Source organism: Streptomyces sp. NPDC051738, from assembly GCF_044453205.1.
Classification (GTDB): domain Bacteria; phylum Actinomycetota; class Actinomycetes; order Streptomycetales; family Streptomycetaceae; genus Streptomyces.
In genome coordinates this window covers 138,972-154,011 of the sequence record NZ_JBITCM010000010.1, presented here as the reverse complement: position 1 = coordinate 154,011, position 15,040 = coordinate 138,972, and the positions used below count along the sequence as shown (strand labels likewise).

At 71.5% G+C, this 15,040-nt stretch carries 8 protein-coding genes; 1 reads left to right on the top strand and 7 read right to left on the bottom strand.

Annotation, left to right across the window (positions count from 1 at the left end; translation table 11 throughout):
* Window positions 1–238 precede the first annotated feature (238 nt).
* Window positions 239–1,300, top strand: a complete 1,062-nt coding sequence (locus ACIA8X_RS24175; RefSeq protein WP_393453440.1) for an LAETG motif-containing sortase-dependent surface protein — start codon at window positions 239–241, stop codon at window positions 1,298–1,300.
* A 113-nt stretch (window positions 1,301–1,413) separates the two neighbouring features.
* Here ACIA8X_RS24175 and ACIA8X_RS24170 read toward each other — a convergent pair whose 3' ends face one another.
* From ACIA8X_RS24170 to ACIA8X_RS24140, 7 genes are all read right to left on the bottom strand, one after another.
* Window positions 1,414–3,237 (bottom strand): GMC oxidoreductase, encoded by a 1,824-nt coding sequence (locus tag ACIA8X_RS24170; protein ID WP_393453437.1) that lies wholly within the window; start codon window positions 3,235–3,237, stop codon window positions 1,414–1,416.
* A 78-nt stretch (window positions 3,238–3,315) separates the two neighbouring features.
* The gene (locus ACIA8X_RS24165; protein ID WP_399459066.1) at window positions 3,316–4,929 is read right to left on the bottom strand and encodes a succinic semialdehyde dehydrogenase; all 1,614 of its coding nucleotides are present in this window, start codon (window positions 4,927–4,929) and stop codon (window positions 3,316–3,318) included.
* 131 nt (window positions 4,930–5,060) lie between these two features.
* A complete protein-coding gene (locus ACIA8X_RS24160) occupies window positions 5,061–6,824 on the bottom strand; it encodes a serine/threonine-protein kinase (RefSeq protein ID WP_399459065.1) in 1,764 nt (587 codons plus the stop codon).
* A gap of 38 nt (window positions 6,825–6,862) precedes the next feature.
* The gene (locus ACIA8X_RS24155) at window positions 6,863–8,581 is read right to left on the bottom strand and encodes a serine/threonine-protein kinase (protein ID WP_399459064.1); all 1,719 of its coding nucleotides are present in this window, start codon (window positions 8,579–8,581) and stop codon (window positions 6,863–6,865) included.
* A gap of 92 nt (window positions 8,582–8,673) precedes the next feature.
* Complete coding sequence (locus ACIA8X_RS24150; RefSeq protein ID WP_399459063.1) at window positions 8,674–9,882, bottom strand: serine/threonine-protein kinase; 1,209 nt, start codon at window positions 9,880–9,882, stop codon at window positions 8,674–8,676.
* 94 nt (window positions 9,883–9,976) lie between these two features.
* Window positions 9,977–11,755 (bottom strand): serine/threonine-protein kinase, encoded by a 1,779-nt coding sequence (locus tag ACIA8X_RS24145; RefSeq protein ID WP_393453422.1) that lies wholly within the window; start codon window positions 11,753–11,755, stop codon window positions 9,977–9,979.
* Between the two features lie 231 nt (window positions 11,756–11,986).
* The gene (locus tag ACIA8X_RS24140) at window positions 11,987–14,887 is read right to left on the bottom strand and encodes a protein kinase (protein WP_399459062.1); all 2,901 of its coding nucleotides are present in this window, start codon (window positions 14,885–14,887) and stop codon (window positions 11,987–11,989) included.
* Window positions 14,888–15,040: the final 153 nt, after the last annotated feature.

Genomic DNA, 15,040 nt, shown 5'->3' with positions numbered 1-15,040 from the left:
CAGTGGGCTTGTCGGCGGCTGAGCGTACGTCAGCTCCGGACCGCCCCGCAGAGCCTCCCGGGCGTGACGGGGGTGTGACGTGAACCACATAAGAAATCCGTTAGTGAAGGCACAACCATTCACAGCAGTCACGGATCAAACCCTGCGAACCACCGGCCACACCCGCGCCCCACACGCGGAGGCCTCCCTGCCATTCGCGTGTTGCGAGGTCGCAGCACTCCGGACTTTCGAGGTCTTCATGAAGCTTCGCCGTGCACTGGCCGCCGCGGCCACGACAGCTGTCATAGCGCCGATCGCGCTGCTGTCCGCGCCGGTCGCGTTCGCCACGGACGAGACCAACCCGTCGCCGACGACGACGGAGAGCACGCCGGCCACCGAGGAGCCGACGCCCACCGAGGACGCGACCACGCCGGCCACCGAAGAGCCGACGCCCACCGAGGACGCGACCACGCCGGCCACCGAAGAGCCGACCCCGACCGAGGACGCGACCACGCCGGCCACCGAAGAGCCGACGCCCACCGAAGAGGCCACGACCTCCGCCTCGCCGTCCCCCTCGGAGAGCGCCCCTGAGGACGACGAGTGGAACCCGTACGAGGACTGCGAGACCTTCGACCTCGACGACAACCTCTCGGCCGAGATCTCCGGTCTGCCGAGCAAGATCGTCGCGGGTTCGGGCTGGCACAACTTCGAGTTCGTCGCCACGAACAACTCCGACAAGGACCTGGAGAACGTCTGGATCGAGGCGTTCACCGAGTACGCGGACGAGGTCAACGACGAGTCCTCGCTGTACCTGGACCTGGCCGAGATCCAGGTCAAGGAGGACGGCAAGTGGACCAGCAGCTACCAGGACTTCTACAAGGACGAGGACGGCAAGGTCGTCTTCACCGGTAGCTTCGTCGCCTCCCTCGACAAGCTGGAGGCGAACTCCTCCTCCTCGCTGGACCTCCGTGTCCGCGTGAAGTCCTCCGCCCCGGCCGGCGCGTCCTTCGCGCTGAGCCAGGCGATCTACGCCGGTGAGGACGCCGCCTGCTACGGCAACGGCGAGTTCTATGAGTTCACCGTGCTCGCCGCGGGCAGCAACCCGGGTGACGTCGACCCCGCCGACCCGACCGGCGAGAAGCCCTCGGGCATCGACGGCAAGAAGCCGCAGGGTGAGGTCCAGGAGATCGCGGGCAACCTGGCCGAGACCGGTTCCAGTTCCCAGCTCCCGGTCATCGCGACCGTCGGTGGCGTCGCCATCCTCGCCGGTGCGGGCGTCGTGTTCGCCATGAAGCGCCGCCGGGTCGGTGCGGAGGCCTGAGCCTCACCGAGGCCTGAGCCTCACCAATAGCTCTACGCAAGACAGAGAAGGACCTGCGCTCGGAGGGGGGTGCAGGTCCTTCTCTTGTGTCTCTACTTCTTCCTCTTGTGTCTCTACTTCTTCGGCGGCACCGCCGGCATCCCCAGGAACGGCAGCCTGAGCGACCCGAACGCCTCGGCCGGGACCGCCGGGGACTGCGGCTCGACCGGCTTCAGGCGTTCGTAGGCCGCTCCCTGCGCCGGACGCGGGTCGGTCTCGCCGTTGTTGGGCCAGTACGACATCGCCCGTTCGGCCTGGGCGGTGATCGTCAGGGACGGGTTCACCCCCAGGTTGGCCGAGACCGCCGCCCCGTCGACGACCGAGATGCCGGGGTGGCCGTAGAGGCGGTGGTACGGGTCGATGACGCCGGTCTCCGGCGAGTCGCCGATCGGGCAGCCGCCGAGGAAGTGGGCGGTCAGCGGGGTGCCCATCAGCTCGCCGACGTTGGAGCCGGCGAAGCCGTTGATGTCGGCCGCGATGGCCGACGCGGCCTGAGAGGCGGCCTTGATCTGCTTGGGGTTGGGGGCGCCATGGCCCTGGCGGGCGGTCAGCAGGCCCTTGCCGACGCCGTCCGGCTTCAGATACGTCGTCAGCGAGTTGTCCAGCGACTGCATGACCAGGCCGATGATGGTCCGCTCCGACCAGCGACGGTTGGACAGGGACCGCAGGACCAGGAGGGGGTGGCGGGCCGCGTTCGCCAACCAGGCCGCGACCCTCGACGAGCCCTCCGCGTAGGGGACCTGGAGGATCGACAGGCCGCCCATCGAGTTGGAGCCCTTGCCGTAGCGGACCGGCTCGATATGGGTGTTCTCGTCCGGGTGGATCGAGGACGTGATGGCGACTCCGCGCGTGAAGTCGACCTTCGCCTCGCCCGTGACCTTGCGATAGCGCCGGTTGACGGTCTGCGCGCCGACCAGGGCTTCGGAGTTGGTGCGGGTCAGCTCGCCCAGCTTCGGGGAGAGGTACGGCAGTTGGCCGCCCGCCTTCATGCGGTGCAGGAGGGTCTGGGTGCCGTAGGTACCGGCCGCCACCACCACCCGGCGGGCCTTGAACAGCCTGCCCTCGCCCTTGGCCCGGGCCGCCTTCCCCTTGCGGTCGGTCGGCAGCGTCGCGACCGCGTAGCCGCCCTGGGAGTCGTCCGTGATCGAGACGACCGTCGTCAGGGGGTGGACGACAGCGCCCGCCTTCTCGGCCAGGTAGAGGTAGTTCTCGTTGAGGGTGTTCTTCGCGCCGTGCCGGCAGCCCGTCATGCACTCGCCGCACTCCGTGCACGCCTTGCGCGCCGGTCCCGCCCCGCCGAAGTACGGGTCGGCGACCTCCTGGCCCGGCTTGGCCTCGGACTCCCCCTCGGCGTCCTTGCCGTCGCCGAAGAAGACGCCGACCGGCGCCATGTGGAAGGTGTCGCCGACGCCCATCCGCTCGGCGGCCGCCTTCAGATGGACGTCGGAGGGGGTCATCGTCGGGTTGAGCCGGACGCCGAGCATGCGCTGGGCCTGGTCGTAGTACGGCTTCAACTCCTCCTGCCAGTCGGTGATGTCACGCCACTGGGGGTCGTCGAAGAAGGGCTTCGGCGGTACGTAGAGGGTGTTGGCGTAGTTGAGGGAGCCGCCGCCGACGCCCGCGCCCGCCAGCACCATGACGTTGCCCAGCAGGTGGATGCGCTGGATGCCGTACATGCCGAGCTTGGGGGCCCAGAGGTAGTTCTTCAGGTCCCAGGAGTTCTTGGGGAGGGTCTCGCGGGTCCAGCGGCGGCCGGCCTCCAGAACGCCTACGCGGTAGCCCTTCTCGGTCAGGCGGAGCGCCGTGACGGACCCGCCGAACCCCGACCCGACGACGATGACGTCATAGTCGTATCCGGAGCCGTCGTCCTGTTTGTGGGCAGAGTTCTCCTGTGACACGTGCTCTCCTCATTGAAAGCGGCAAAGCGGCGGTGCGGCCTCTGGCCGAGGCAGTGCGGTCCAGCCGATCCAGCCGGACTAGCGGAAACGGAACGCCTTCATCAGCCGCAGGCTCCGGCTCATGAACTGCGCGTACTTCTCGTCGTCCATGCCCAGCGACGGCGCCATCGGCAGCAGTCGCTGCTGGGCGACCGTCTGGGCCTCCGTGTACTTGAGGATGCCCTCGGAGCCGTGGCGGCGGCCGAGGCCGGAGTCCTTCATGCCGCCCATGGGCGACTGGACGCTGCCGTAGGCGGGGGCGTAGCCCTCGTTGACGTTGACCGTGCCGGTGCGCAGGCGGGCGGCGACCGCGCGGCCGCGGCCGCCGTCCTTCGTCCAGACCGAGGAATTCAGGCCGTACGCCGTGGAGTTGGCCTGCTCAATGGCCTCGTCCTCGGACTTGAAGCGGTAGATCGAGACGACCGGGCCGAAGGTCTCCTCGGCGCAGACGGCCATCGGCGCCTCGACGCCGTCGAGGATGGTCGGCTCGAAGAAGTACGGGCCGATGTCGGGGCGGGCCGAGCCACCGGCGACGACCTTCGCGCCCTTGGCGACGGCCTCCTCCACATGCCGGGTGACCGTCTCCAGCTGGCGCTCGCCGACCAGGGAGCCCATGTCGGCGCCGTAGGCGAGGGACCTGCCCAGCCGCATCGCCTTGGTGCGGGCGGCGAAGCGCTCCACGAAGGCGTCGGCGATCGACTCGTGGACGTACAACCGCTCGATGGAGATGCACAGTTGGCCCGCGGAGGAGAAGCAGGCGCGGACGGCGCCCGCGGCGGCCTTCTCGATGTCGGCGTCCTCCAGCACCAGCATGGCGTTCTTGCCGCCGAGTTCGAGGGAGACGCCGACCAGCCGGGCGGCGGCGCCCTGGGCGACCTCGCGGCCGGTGCGGGTGGAGCCGGTGAAGGAGACGTAGTCGGCGTGCTTGACGACCTCGGGGCCGACGACCGGGCCCTCGCCGAGGACGACCTGGAAGACGTCGGCGGGCAGACCGGCCTCGATGAGCAGGTCACGGGCCCACAGCGCGGTGAGGCAGGTCTCCGTGTCGGGCTTCATGACGACCGCGTTGCCCGCGACGAACGCCGGGATCGCGTCGCCGACGGACAGCTCCAGGGGGTAGTTCCAGGGGGCTATCTGGCCGATGACACCGCGCGGGTGGCGCAGTTCGGTGACCTTCGTCAGCGTGGGCATGGCGCCCGCGTGCCGCTTCGGCTTCAGGTAGGCGGGGGCCTTACGGCCGTAATGGCGGGCCGCGACGGCTACGGCCTGCACCTCCTCGTGGGCGTGCAGACGAGCCTTGCCGGTCTCCAGCTGGATGAGGTCGAGGACCTCGGCCTGGCGTTCGAGCACCAGGTCGTGGAAGCGGAGCAGGACGGCGGCGCGCTGCCGCACGGGGACCTGGGCCCAGACGGCCTGCGCCTTACGGGCCGACTCGAAGGCCTTCTGCACGTCCTCGGGCGTGGACTCGGGCAGGTCGGCCAGCTTCTCGCCGGTGAACGGCGTGTGGTTGGCCGTACGACCGGAGCCGACCACGCCCTTGGTGAGCTGGGCGACCAGCTCGGGGGTGACCACGTCGGCGGCGGTACGGGCGCCCTCCGGTGCGGGGGCGAGGGGGTTCGTGCCGGTCTTGGCCGGGGCCTGCGCGTCCGTCATGAGGCGCAGGGTATGCCGGAGCGGGGCCTTTGTGTACCCGTCGGTAACGCGGATTCACCGAGTGCTCACATGACGCCAGTGTCCACTGGCAACAAACACGCTGATCAGGGCGTTGCCGGATCGGCGCCGAGTCACTCGATCTCGAGTCGGTCACGGGCTCCCTTGAAGACCGCGGTGCCCTTCTTCTCCGAGGGCGTGCCCTTGGGCATGTCGACGCGCAGCTCGAACATGCGGTCGTCCTCGGTGACGATCAGCAGCTGCATGACGCGGCTCGGGGACTCCTCCATGTCGTAGGTGGTGTCGACGAGGACGGCGTCGTAGCCCTTGAAGCTGGTGCGGGTGTAGTGGCCGCTCGCATCGTTGTTGTAGCTGTTCCAGGTTTCCTGCGCCTCCTCCGCCTGGTCCAGCAACGGGCGGGGCGACTTGTCCCACTGGGTGAGGCGGACCTGGACGAGGCCGATGTCGTAGACGACGAGCCGGGGTGGGTCGGTGGCGCTGCCCTCCCGCGCCATCTCCTTGTACTCGGCGGGGAGGGAGAGGACGGCGTTCATGTCCTTCTCCTCGTGCGCGATCCAGGTGCCGGCTGTGGGGGTGGAAGTGGGGCGAGGGCTGGGCGTCTTGGCCGGGGTCAGGGGAGCCGAGCTGTAGGTGGGGTTCATCTCCTTGACGTCGTCGCCCTTGTCGACGAGGAAGGCGAAGGCGGTGAACCAGGTGCCGGCCACGAGGGCGACTCCGAGGACGGCCAGCGGAAGGGGGCGCAGCCAGGAGCGGGGGCCCTTGGGCTGCGAGGGTGCCGTCGAGGCGGTGGCGGGTTCGGAGGCCCCGGTCGCAGGTCCGGAGTCCCCTTCGTTGGTCGACTCGTTGGTCGACTCGTTGGTCGACTCGTTGGTCGACTCGTTGATCGACTCGTTGGTCGATTCGGGACCCGGCCCACCCGCCGGTCCGCCGGCCGCCGCACCCCTCAGCCGTACCGTCCCGGCATCCTCCGCGAACTCCCGCAGCCCCGAGGCGTCCTGCGGCCCCGCCCCCGCCGAACCCCCGGAGGGATCCGGCACCGGCCACCCCTCCGCCACCGCCTCCAGAACCGCGCCGGCCTCCTGCGCGTCCGGCCGCCCGTCGGGATCCTTCTCCAGCAACCGGACGATCAACGACCCCAGCGGCCCCGCCTGTTTCGGCTCGGGCGGGTCGGCGGCGAGGATCGCGGCGAGCGTGGACTCCAGGGTCGTACGGCGAAAGGGCGACCAGCCCTCCACGGCGGCGTACAGCAGCACCCCCAGCGACCACAGGTCGGAGGCGGGACCGGCGCCGCGGCCGGACATGCGCTCGGGGGCGATGAACTCCAGGGAGCCGATGAACTCGCCGCTGACGGTGAGGGATTCCTCGCCCTGGATGTGGGCGATGCCGAAGTCGGTGAGGACGACGCGGCGGTGGGGGCCGAGCAGGACGTTGGCGGGCTTGACGTCCCGGTGCACGATGCCGACGTCGTGGGCGGCGCGCAGGGCACCGAGGACAGCGAGGCCGATGCGGGCCGTCTCCGCGGGCTGGAGCGGGCCGCGTTGGAGTACCTCGTGCAGGGACTCGCCGCGGACCAGCTCCATGACGATCCAGGGCAGTCCGTCCTCGACGACGACGTCATGGATGGAGACGGCGGCCGGGTGGTCGACGCGGGCGGCGGCGCGGGCCTCGCGGTAGAGCCGGTGGGCGGCCCGCTGATGGGACGCGTCCTCCGGGTCGCCGGGCAACCTCGGCTGTTTGACGGCGACTTCGCGCTCCACGAGCTGGTCCAGCGCCCGCCAGACGGTGCCCATGCCACCCGAACCGATGCGCTCGACCAGACGGTAACGCCCGCCGATCACACGCTCCTTGTGGCCGGTGGCGCCCCCGTCGTTGGTCATGTCCCATGCCTACCTTGCGGGGTGGGTGCTTGGCCAGTTCAGAGCTTGTCGATGTCCAGGTTCGCGATGGTCGTCCGGGCCACCTCTCGGCCGCGGTCGGTGAAGTCGCCCTTGCCGGGGTAGTTGATGGTGAGCTTGTACATGTCTCCCGCAGAGGTCTTGTAGTAGAAGATCCTCATCTCGCGCGGGCGCGGGTTCTGGCTGTCGTTGGTGGTGTAGATGACGGAGTTCTCGGCGGCCGGCTTGTCCTGGTACGTGGTTTCGCCATCGGTTCTGGTTTTCGCACCCTCGGCCATGCTGAGCTCGTAGTTGCTGCCTTCCTTGAAGTCGCTGTTGTCGTCGTACATCTCGGCGGCCGCGGAGTCGGCGATGCTGTTGCCGGTGTCCTCGGCCTTCTTGTCGAGCCGCAGGCCGATCCAGATGGCGCCGCTCTCGTCGGTGTACGTCACCCAGTGGTCGTCGTCCGTCTCCTCGGGCACGCCCCGCTTGTAGCCGTCGGGCACCGCGAGGGAAGCGGCGAGGGTCTTCTCCTCACGGACCTTCCAACCGTCCGGCAAGGGCCCCGCGAACGGATCCGCGATCACCAGATACGCCGCCACCGCCGCCGCGACGACAGCCGCACCTATACCGAGCAACGCCTTGCGCCCCAGCCGGACACCGCCCTTGCCGCCCTCGGCGATCCGCACGACCTGTGTGGTGGCCGGCGTCGGCGGGTTGGCCGCCTGTTCCAGCAGCGCACGCGTCTGCGCGGCGTTCGGGCGGCGCGCGGGGTCCTTCTGGAGCAGGCCGTTGATGGCCTCGGCGAGCGGGCCCTGCGCGGCGGCGGGCGGTGAGGGTACGGCGTTGAGGACCGACTGGAGGGTCGCGGGGGTGTTGCTGCGGCGGAACGGCGAGACGCCCTCCGTCGCCGCGTACAGGACGACACCCAGGGACCACAGGTCGCTCGACGGGCCTGGCCGCTGGCCCAGCACCCGCTCCGGCGCGATGTACTCGGGCGAGCCGACGAAGCCGCCGGTGTCGGTGAGGTTGGTCTCGCCCTCGATCTGGGCGATGCCGAAGTCGGTGAGGACGACGCGGTCATGGCGGCCGAGAAGGACGTTGTCCGGCTTCACGTCGCGGTGCAGGATGCCCGCCGCGTGGGCGGCCTCCAGCGCGCCGAGCACGTCGAGGCCGATTCTCGCCGCCTCCCGGGCCCCGAGGGTGCCCTCCTGCAGCGCGCTGCCCATCGAACGGCCCTGCACCAGCTCCATCACGATCCACGGCCGGCCGTCCACGACGGCCACGTCATGCACGTTCACGACCGCCGGATGGTCGAGCCTGGCCGCGGCGCGGGCCTCGCGGCGCATCCGCTCGAAGGCCTTGGCACGTTCGCGTTCGGGAAGATGGTCCGGTACGCGCGGCTCCTTGACGGCGACCTCGCGGTCCACGGTCTCGTCCTTGGCCCGCCAGACCGTGCCCATACCGCCGTGCCCGAGCTTGGCGAGCAGCCGGTAACGGCCCGCGATCAGACGCCCGGTGCCGGGGTCCGGCTCCGGGGGCTGGGCGGGCGTGGCCGGGCGGGACGGCGCCGGGGGCGGGGTCGGAGCGGCGGGCTGGGCGGGCGCGGCGGGCGCTCCCTGGTGCGATACGACCTCGGTGGGCGCCGCGTACGGGTTGCCCGGGTGCGGCACAGGTGCCGACGGGTTCGGCTGCGGTGGTTGCAGGCCGAAACTCGTCGGTTCGTCGGGCCGGTAAGGGGCTCCCCCGTTGCTGCTCATGCGTCCATCCATATCGCGGCAAGCGCTTCGGCATCCAGCGGGAATGCTTTCCGGTCACAGAGCCGTGACTCAGGCCGCAACTTATCTCCGCTTTATCCAGGGTTGGCGGGCGGGGTGGGCGTGAGGGGTGTGGTGGGCGTCGGGGCGCGGGTGGGCGAGGGGGAGGTGGTGGAGGTGCCGGGTTTGCTGGAGGGGCGGGCCGTACTGGGTCTGCTGGAAGGGTCGGCCGTACTGGGTCCGCTGGACGCACCCGGCGTACCTCCCCCGCCGCCGGAACTCGTCGCCCCCGGCGTCGAACTGGTCGGCACGACACCCCCGTCCCCGTCGCCGTTCACCAGCAGCGCCGCGGCCGACACCCCCGCCACCGCCATCGCGGCGACCAGCATCGCCGTGGCCAGCACACTGCGCGTCGAGTACTGCCCCTCCGCCCTGCTGAACCGTTTCGGCACAGGCGCGCGAACGGACACGGCCCCCGTCTCCAGAAACTCCCCCAGCATCCGCTCGGCCCCCGCCGCATCCAGCCGCCGCCCCGGATCGCGCTCCAACAGCCCCTGGACGACGGGCAGGATCGGCGCCGCCTGCGCGGGCGGACGTATCTCGTCGGACACGACGGCATGCACGACGCCGCTCAACGAGTCGCGCCGGAACGGCGATTCACCACTCAGGGCCGCACACAGCAGCGCGCCCAGTGACCACAGGTCGGAGGCGGGGCCGGTCCCGGAGCCGGACATCCGCTCGGGCGCGGTGTACTCGGGCGAGCCGACGAAGGACCCGGACTCGGTGAGCGTGCTGGCACCCGGCACCTGGGCGATGCCGAAGTCGGTGAGGACGACGCGGTCGGTGCCGTACTCGATGAGCACGTTGTCCGGCTTGATGTCCCGGTGCAGCACCCCGGCCGCGTGCGCCGTGCCCAGCGCGCTCAGCAGATCGACGCCGATCCGGGCGGCCTCCGACGGGTCGACGGGCCCGTGCGCCGCGATCCGGTCCGCGAGGGAGACGCCGTCGATCAACTCCATGACGATGTACGGGCGTTCGTCGTCCTCCACGACGTCGTGCACGACGATGACATGCGGATGGCTGAGCTGCGCGACCGCCTGGGCCTCGCGAAACGTGCGCTCGCGCTGGCGCCGGGCCTCGGCAGCGGAGAGCGTCTCGTCGAGGGGCAGCTCCTTGACGGCCACGCGACGGCCGAGCAACTGGTCGGTCGCCCGCCATACGACGCCCATGCCACCGCGACCGAGCCTCGCTTCGAGGCGGTAACGCCCCGCGATCACACGGAAGTTGGCGCCCTCGGTCCCCATGCGCCCCATCATGCCGCACCGGACTGATCGACTCCGGGGCGGCGATCGGCCAACTATGCAAAGCCGCAAAGGCTCCGCAACACGGCAAAGGAGGTCACGAGCCGTTCGGCTGCCAGCCCTTCAGCACGGCCGTGAACTGCTCGCTCGTGGTGGCCCAGTCCGACGCGGGCGAGGACATGAGGATCGCGTACTCCGTGCCGTCCCGGTCGAAGTACGCCTGATCGATGGCGCGGCGCGGCCCGGGGAAGGGCGTGTCCTTGGCCTGCGCGGTATAGGTGTACTCCCACAGCGAGCCGTCGCGGTCGCGGTAGAGGTCCTCCTTGAGGGACACCGTCCGGTAGTCGACCAGCCGCTCGCTCACCTGCTGCTCCAGGTCGACCTGGTGGTCGTAGGCGTTCGCGAAGTCGGGCGAGGTGTCGACGGCGATGCGGACGAAGTGCTCGCCGCCGTCGGGCGTGTAGTCGACCTGCTGGAGGCCGTCGACCTCCTTGCCGACCACCTCCCGCTTCCAGCCCTTGGGCAGATAGAGGCTGAAGCCGAGCGGGTCGTCGACACGGACCCAGGACGCGGGCACCCCGCCCGCCGGGCCCTGGTCGTCCGTGGCGGAAGGGCTCGGCGAGGGCGAGGGAGGGGGCGTGGTCGTCGAGGCGGACGCGCCGGGGCTGTCCGGCCCCCACTTCTGCAGCACCACCGCGGTGCCCCCGCCGACGATCGCGGCGAGCGCGATGACGAGGGCGAACATGCGCAGCCGACGGCGCTTGGACGGCCGGGCGGCGCCGGTGCCTGTGCCACTGCCGGTGCCAGTCGTGTCGTACGGCCGCCCGAGCGCCGTGGGACCGGCCATCGGGGGATACGGCGTGCCCGTCGGCGTCGCCTGCCCGGTGTACGGCGTTCCTCCGGTGTGCGGTGTCTGCCGCCCGGTGTAGGGCGTTCCCCCGGTGTGCGGCGTCTGCTGCCCGGAGTACGGCGCTCCCCCGGTGTACTCGGGCCCGGTGCGCGCCTCCGGCTCGTACCGGGTGTGCTGTGTGGGCACGTATGCCTGCGCCGTGTTCGGCCTGCGGCCCTCCGCCGCCTCGGCGAGCATCTGCTCGGCCTCGGCCGCGTCGGGCCGGGTGGCCGGATCCTTGCGCAGCAGGGCGGTGATCACGGGCGTGAGCGGGCCGGCGTGCCGCAGCTCGGCGGCGTCCTCCTCGACCACCGCCTGCATGGTGCTCAGCGGCGAGGTCCGGCGGAACGGCGAGCGGCCCTCCACCGCGGTGTACAGCGTCGCGCCGAGCGCCCACAGGTCCGAGGAGGGGCCCGGGTCATGGCCGCGGACGCGCTCGGGGGCGAGGTAGTCGACCGAGCCGACGACCTCTCCGGTGCGGGTGATGGTGGTGTCGCCCTCGATCTGGGCGATGCCGAAGTCGGTCAGCAGGACGCGGCCGTCCTCGGCGGAGATCAGGACGTTGCCGGGCTTGATGTCGCGGTGCAGGACGCCGGCGGAGTGCGCGGCGCGCAGGGCCCGCAGTACCCACAGGCCGATGCGGGCGGCCTCGGTCGGCTCGATCCGCCCGCGCTCCTTGACCGCGTCGGCGAGCGAGTACCCCTCGACCAGCTCCATCACGATCCACGGCCGGCCGTCGTGCTCCAGCACGTCGTGCACGGTGACCACGGCGGAGTGGTTGATGCGCGCGGCGGCGCGCGCCTCGGCGCGGGTGCGGGCGAGCAGCCGCTCCTGGTCGCTCTCGGAGACGTAGAGCGCGGCGGTCAGTTCCTTGATGGCGACGGCCCGATGCAGCACCTCGTCGTGCGCACGCCAGACTCGGCCCATACCGCCGCTGCCGATCGCGTCGGCGAGCCGGTAGCGCCCCGAAACGAGCTGGCCCTGCATCTGATTCACGTTGCCCCGCAATGCTCTTGACAGGCTCAGACTAAGGACCGGCCGACGTGACCGGAACCAGGGGGGCACCAAGGAGACCCCACTGTGATGGTTGTCGCTTTCGAGAGAGCGAAGCAACCGTCACGCAGGGTTCGCGCACGGCGCCGGCAGGTGAGGTGACGGCCGCCGAAGGCAAGGAACAGGGCTCGTTGCCCGGGATCAACCGGTGACCTGTCCCCCGTATCACCCGGTGACCTGATAGGTCGTCGAGGCCTGCTCGAACAGCCGCGTCACCTCGTCCCGCTCGGCCTCCGGTCCGCGCAGCTGCACCACGTGGTACCGCCCGTCGATCAGGATCGCGAGATTCCGCACGAACAGCTCGCGTCCCTGGTCGTCGGTCCAGGTGAACTGCCCCTCGGCCATGGTCCGCTCACCGACCTGGATCGTCTTCAGCCCACTGGAGGAGGCCCAGCTGGAGTCGCGGTACGGCTGCAGCTCCCGCTCGTGCTCCCGCTGGTAGACCATCGGGTCGCTGCCGTACTCGTCCGCGGTGTCCCGCCCCGGTACGACGATGAGGTCGAAGTCGCCGTGCGCGTACACGACCTGCCCGCGTCCGTTCTCCGGCGTGCGGTTCCACCCGTTGGCCACGGCGACCTGGAAGCCGGCCGCGTCCTCACGCAGGGTGAACCCGTCGGGGACCTCGGGGTCGTTGGACTGTGCCTCGGTGGAACCGGCCGACTCCGAGGGGCTGTTGCCGGACTCCGGGGAGGTCTGGTCGGGCCGGGGCTCACTGCTCGCATCGGCGGACTGCTCGGGCGCGGTCGGATCGGCCTGGCCCGCGGCGCCGGTGCGATCGGCGTCGGCCGTGGCGCCGCCGCCCTGGTCGGCCTTCGGCATGAACAACATGGCGTACGCGATCGCCGCTGCCATGCCCAGCAGGACGAGCACCAGCAACGTACGCCCGAGCCTGCGTGGCGAAGGCGCCGCCTCCTGCTTGGCCCGCTTGTGCCGCCCGTGATGCGCGGGCAGACCGGCCCGCCGCCGGCGCACCAGCTCGCCCCGCCGCCGGACGATCGGCAGCCGGTTCGGGTCGGCCGGCGGTACGGCGACGACATGCGCACCGGCTTCCGGCTCGGGCGCCGACCGCACGAGGGAGCGCAGCCAGCCCCTCAACTCCTCGTAGTCGAGGCGCTCGGTGGGGTCCTGACGCAGCAGCGACTCCACGACCGGCCTGAGCGGCCCGCACTCCTCGGCGAAGGCGGGCGGCTCCGCGCACACCAGCTGCACCAGCTCGGCAGTCGACTCCTCCGGATACGGCGCATGCCCCTGCACGGCCCGGAAGAGCAACGCCCCCAGCGCCCACAGATCGGTCGCGGGCCCGATCGGCGCGGCCAACTGCCAGTTCTCATGCACCGGCCCGGCCTGCTCCGGCGCCCACCGCTCGGTCACGGGCCCGACCACAGCCATCCGCGCCTGCCGCGCCCGCTCCGCGGCGAGTGCGGTGGTGGGACCGCGGTGCGCGGCGGGGGTGCGGGCGACGAGGTCGTCCCAACGGGTCGGGGGGTGGGAGTTTTGGGCGGGGGGTGGAGTGGGGGTGCCATGGGGGGTGGGGGCGGGGATGCCGGGAGCCGAACCCTGCGTAGGGAAGCTGCCGATGCCGGGAGCGGGCAGGCCGCGGGTGGGGAAGCCGTCGGCGTCGGGAGCGGGCAGACCTCGCGTGGGGAAACCGTCGGTGCCCGGAGCGGGGGCACCCGCAGCCGGGGTCGCCCCGGGGGCGGCAGCGGGAGCGCCGCCGAAGGGGGAGCCACCGGCAGCGGGAGCGCCGCCGAAAAGGGAGCCACCGACGCCCGGTGGGGGCTCTTGGCCGGTGCCCGGTACGCCCGTGTCAGCACGTGGGCCGAGGCCGAGCTGGGCACCCGGGCCCGCCGGCGGAAGTGCCGTACGGTCACGGTCCTCGTCCGTCGGCGCACCGCCGACCGCCCCGCTTCGGGGCGCCGCACCGTGCCAGGGCGTGGCCTGGACGCCGTACGGGTCGGCGATCTGGCCCGAGGGCGTGGCGATGCCGTTGCCGGAGGGGTACGGCTGCTGCGCCGATCCGTTGGCCAGCGGGGCCGGGCCGCCTTCGGGCGCCGAGCGGGCCCCGGGCAACGCCGGCCGTCCGTTCTGCTGGGACTCCTGCACCCGGGCCGCCGCACGGGCCCCCGCCCGATACGCGGCGATCGCTCCGGCCCGCGCGGCCCTGATGTCCCCACCGGTATCGAGGGCATCGCCCGGTGCCGCACCGGACCCTCCAGTACCGTTGCCCGCGTCGGCCCCGGGCACCGGCAACCCTCCGGCTGCACGCGCCTCGATGGCGGCCCGCCGGGCAGCCTCGGGATCCGCGCCACCGGCACCGGACCCGCCGAAGCCGCCACCCGAAACCGGCCCGCCACCGAACGTCCCGGCCTCAGGCCCAGACCCGGCCCCGACCCCGCCGTCACCGTCCTCGACCGGCACCGGGTCATAGCCGCACAGTGCCTCCTCCGCGGCGCCGACCGCGAGCCCGGTGAGCATCACCCGGCCGTCGTCACAGATGAGCACCGTGCGCGCGGTGATGTTCCGGTGGACCCAGCCATGGGCGTGCAGCACCCGGAGCGCCATGAGGACGTCGGAGGCCACCTCGGCCGCCCGGTACGCCGTCAACGGCGCCTCGGCAAGCAACGCGGCCAGCGGACGCGCGCCCACCAACTCGCTCACTATCCACAGCGACCCGCCGTCGGCGAACACGTCGAAGACCTGGTCCAGCCGAGGATGGTCGGGGATCCGCGCCGCGGCCTGCGCCGCCTCCACCGCGCGCCGCACGGCGGGATCGGTCGGCCGACGCGCACTCGAACGCCCCGTGGGCCGTCGCCCGGCCCCGCGGTCCCGCGTGTCCCGTGCGGTGAACCCGTCGGGCAGCCCCTCGGCGTCGAGCACTTCGGCCTCGACGACCTCCGGCAACGGCACCTGCCGGACGAGGACTTCCTGCCCGCTGTATGTGTCGAAGGCCCGGGTCTCGGTGAGTTCGTACTCGTCGGAGGGCGGCAGCGGCAGGCGGTAGCGGTCGGCGAGCACCCGACCCGCATAGTCGTCCACGTTGCCTCCCCCGGCCGCCCGGTTGGTCATTCCCGTTCGCCTTGCGCCGTATTCCGAACGCACGACTGGATGCGTACGGTCCGCAATCATTCACGATACGTGCCAGAGGCAACCCGCAAAGAGGGTTGCCGGATCTCACGGCTCAAACCCGGCTGTCGCAACCCCCGGCCGTCACCACCCCGG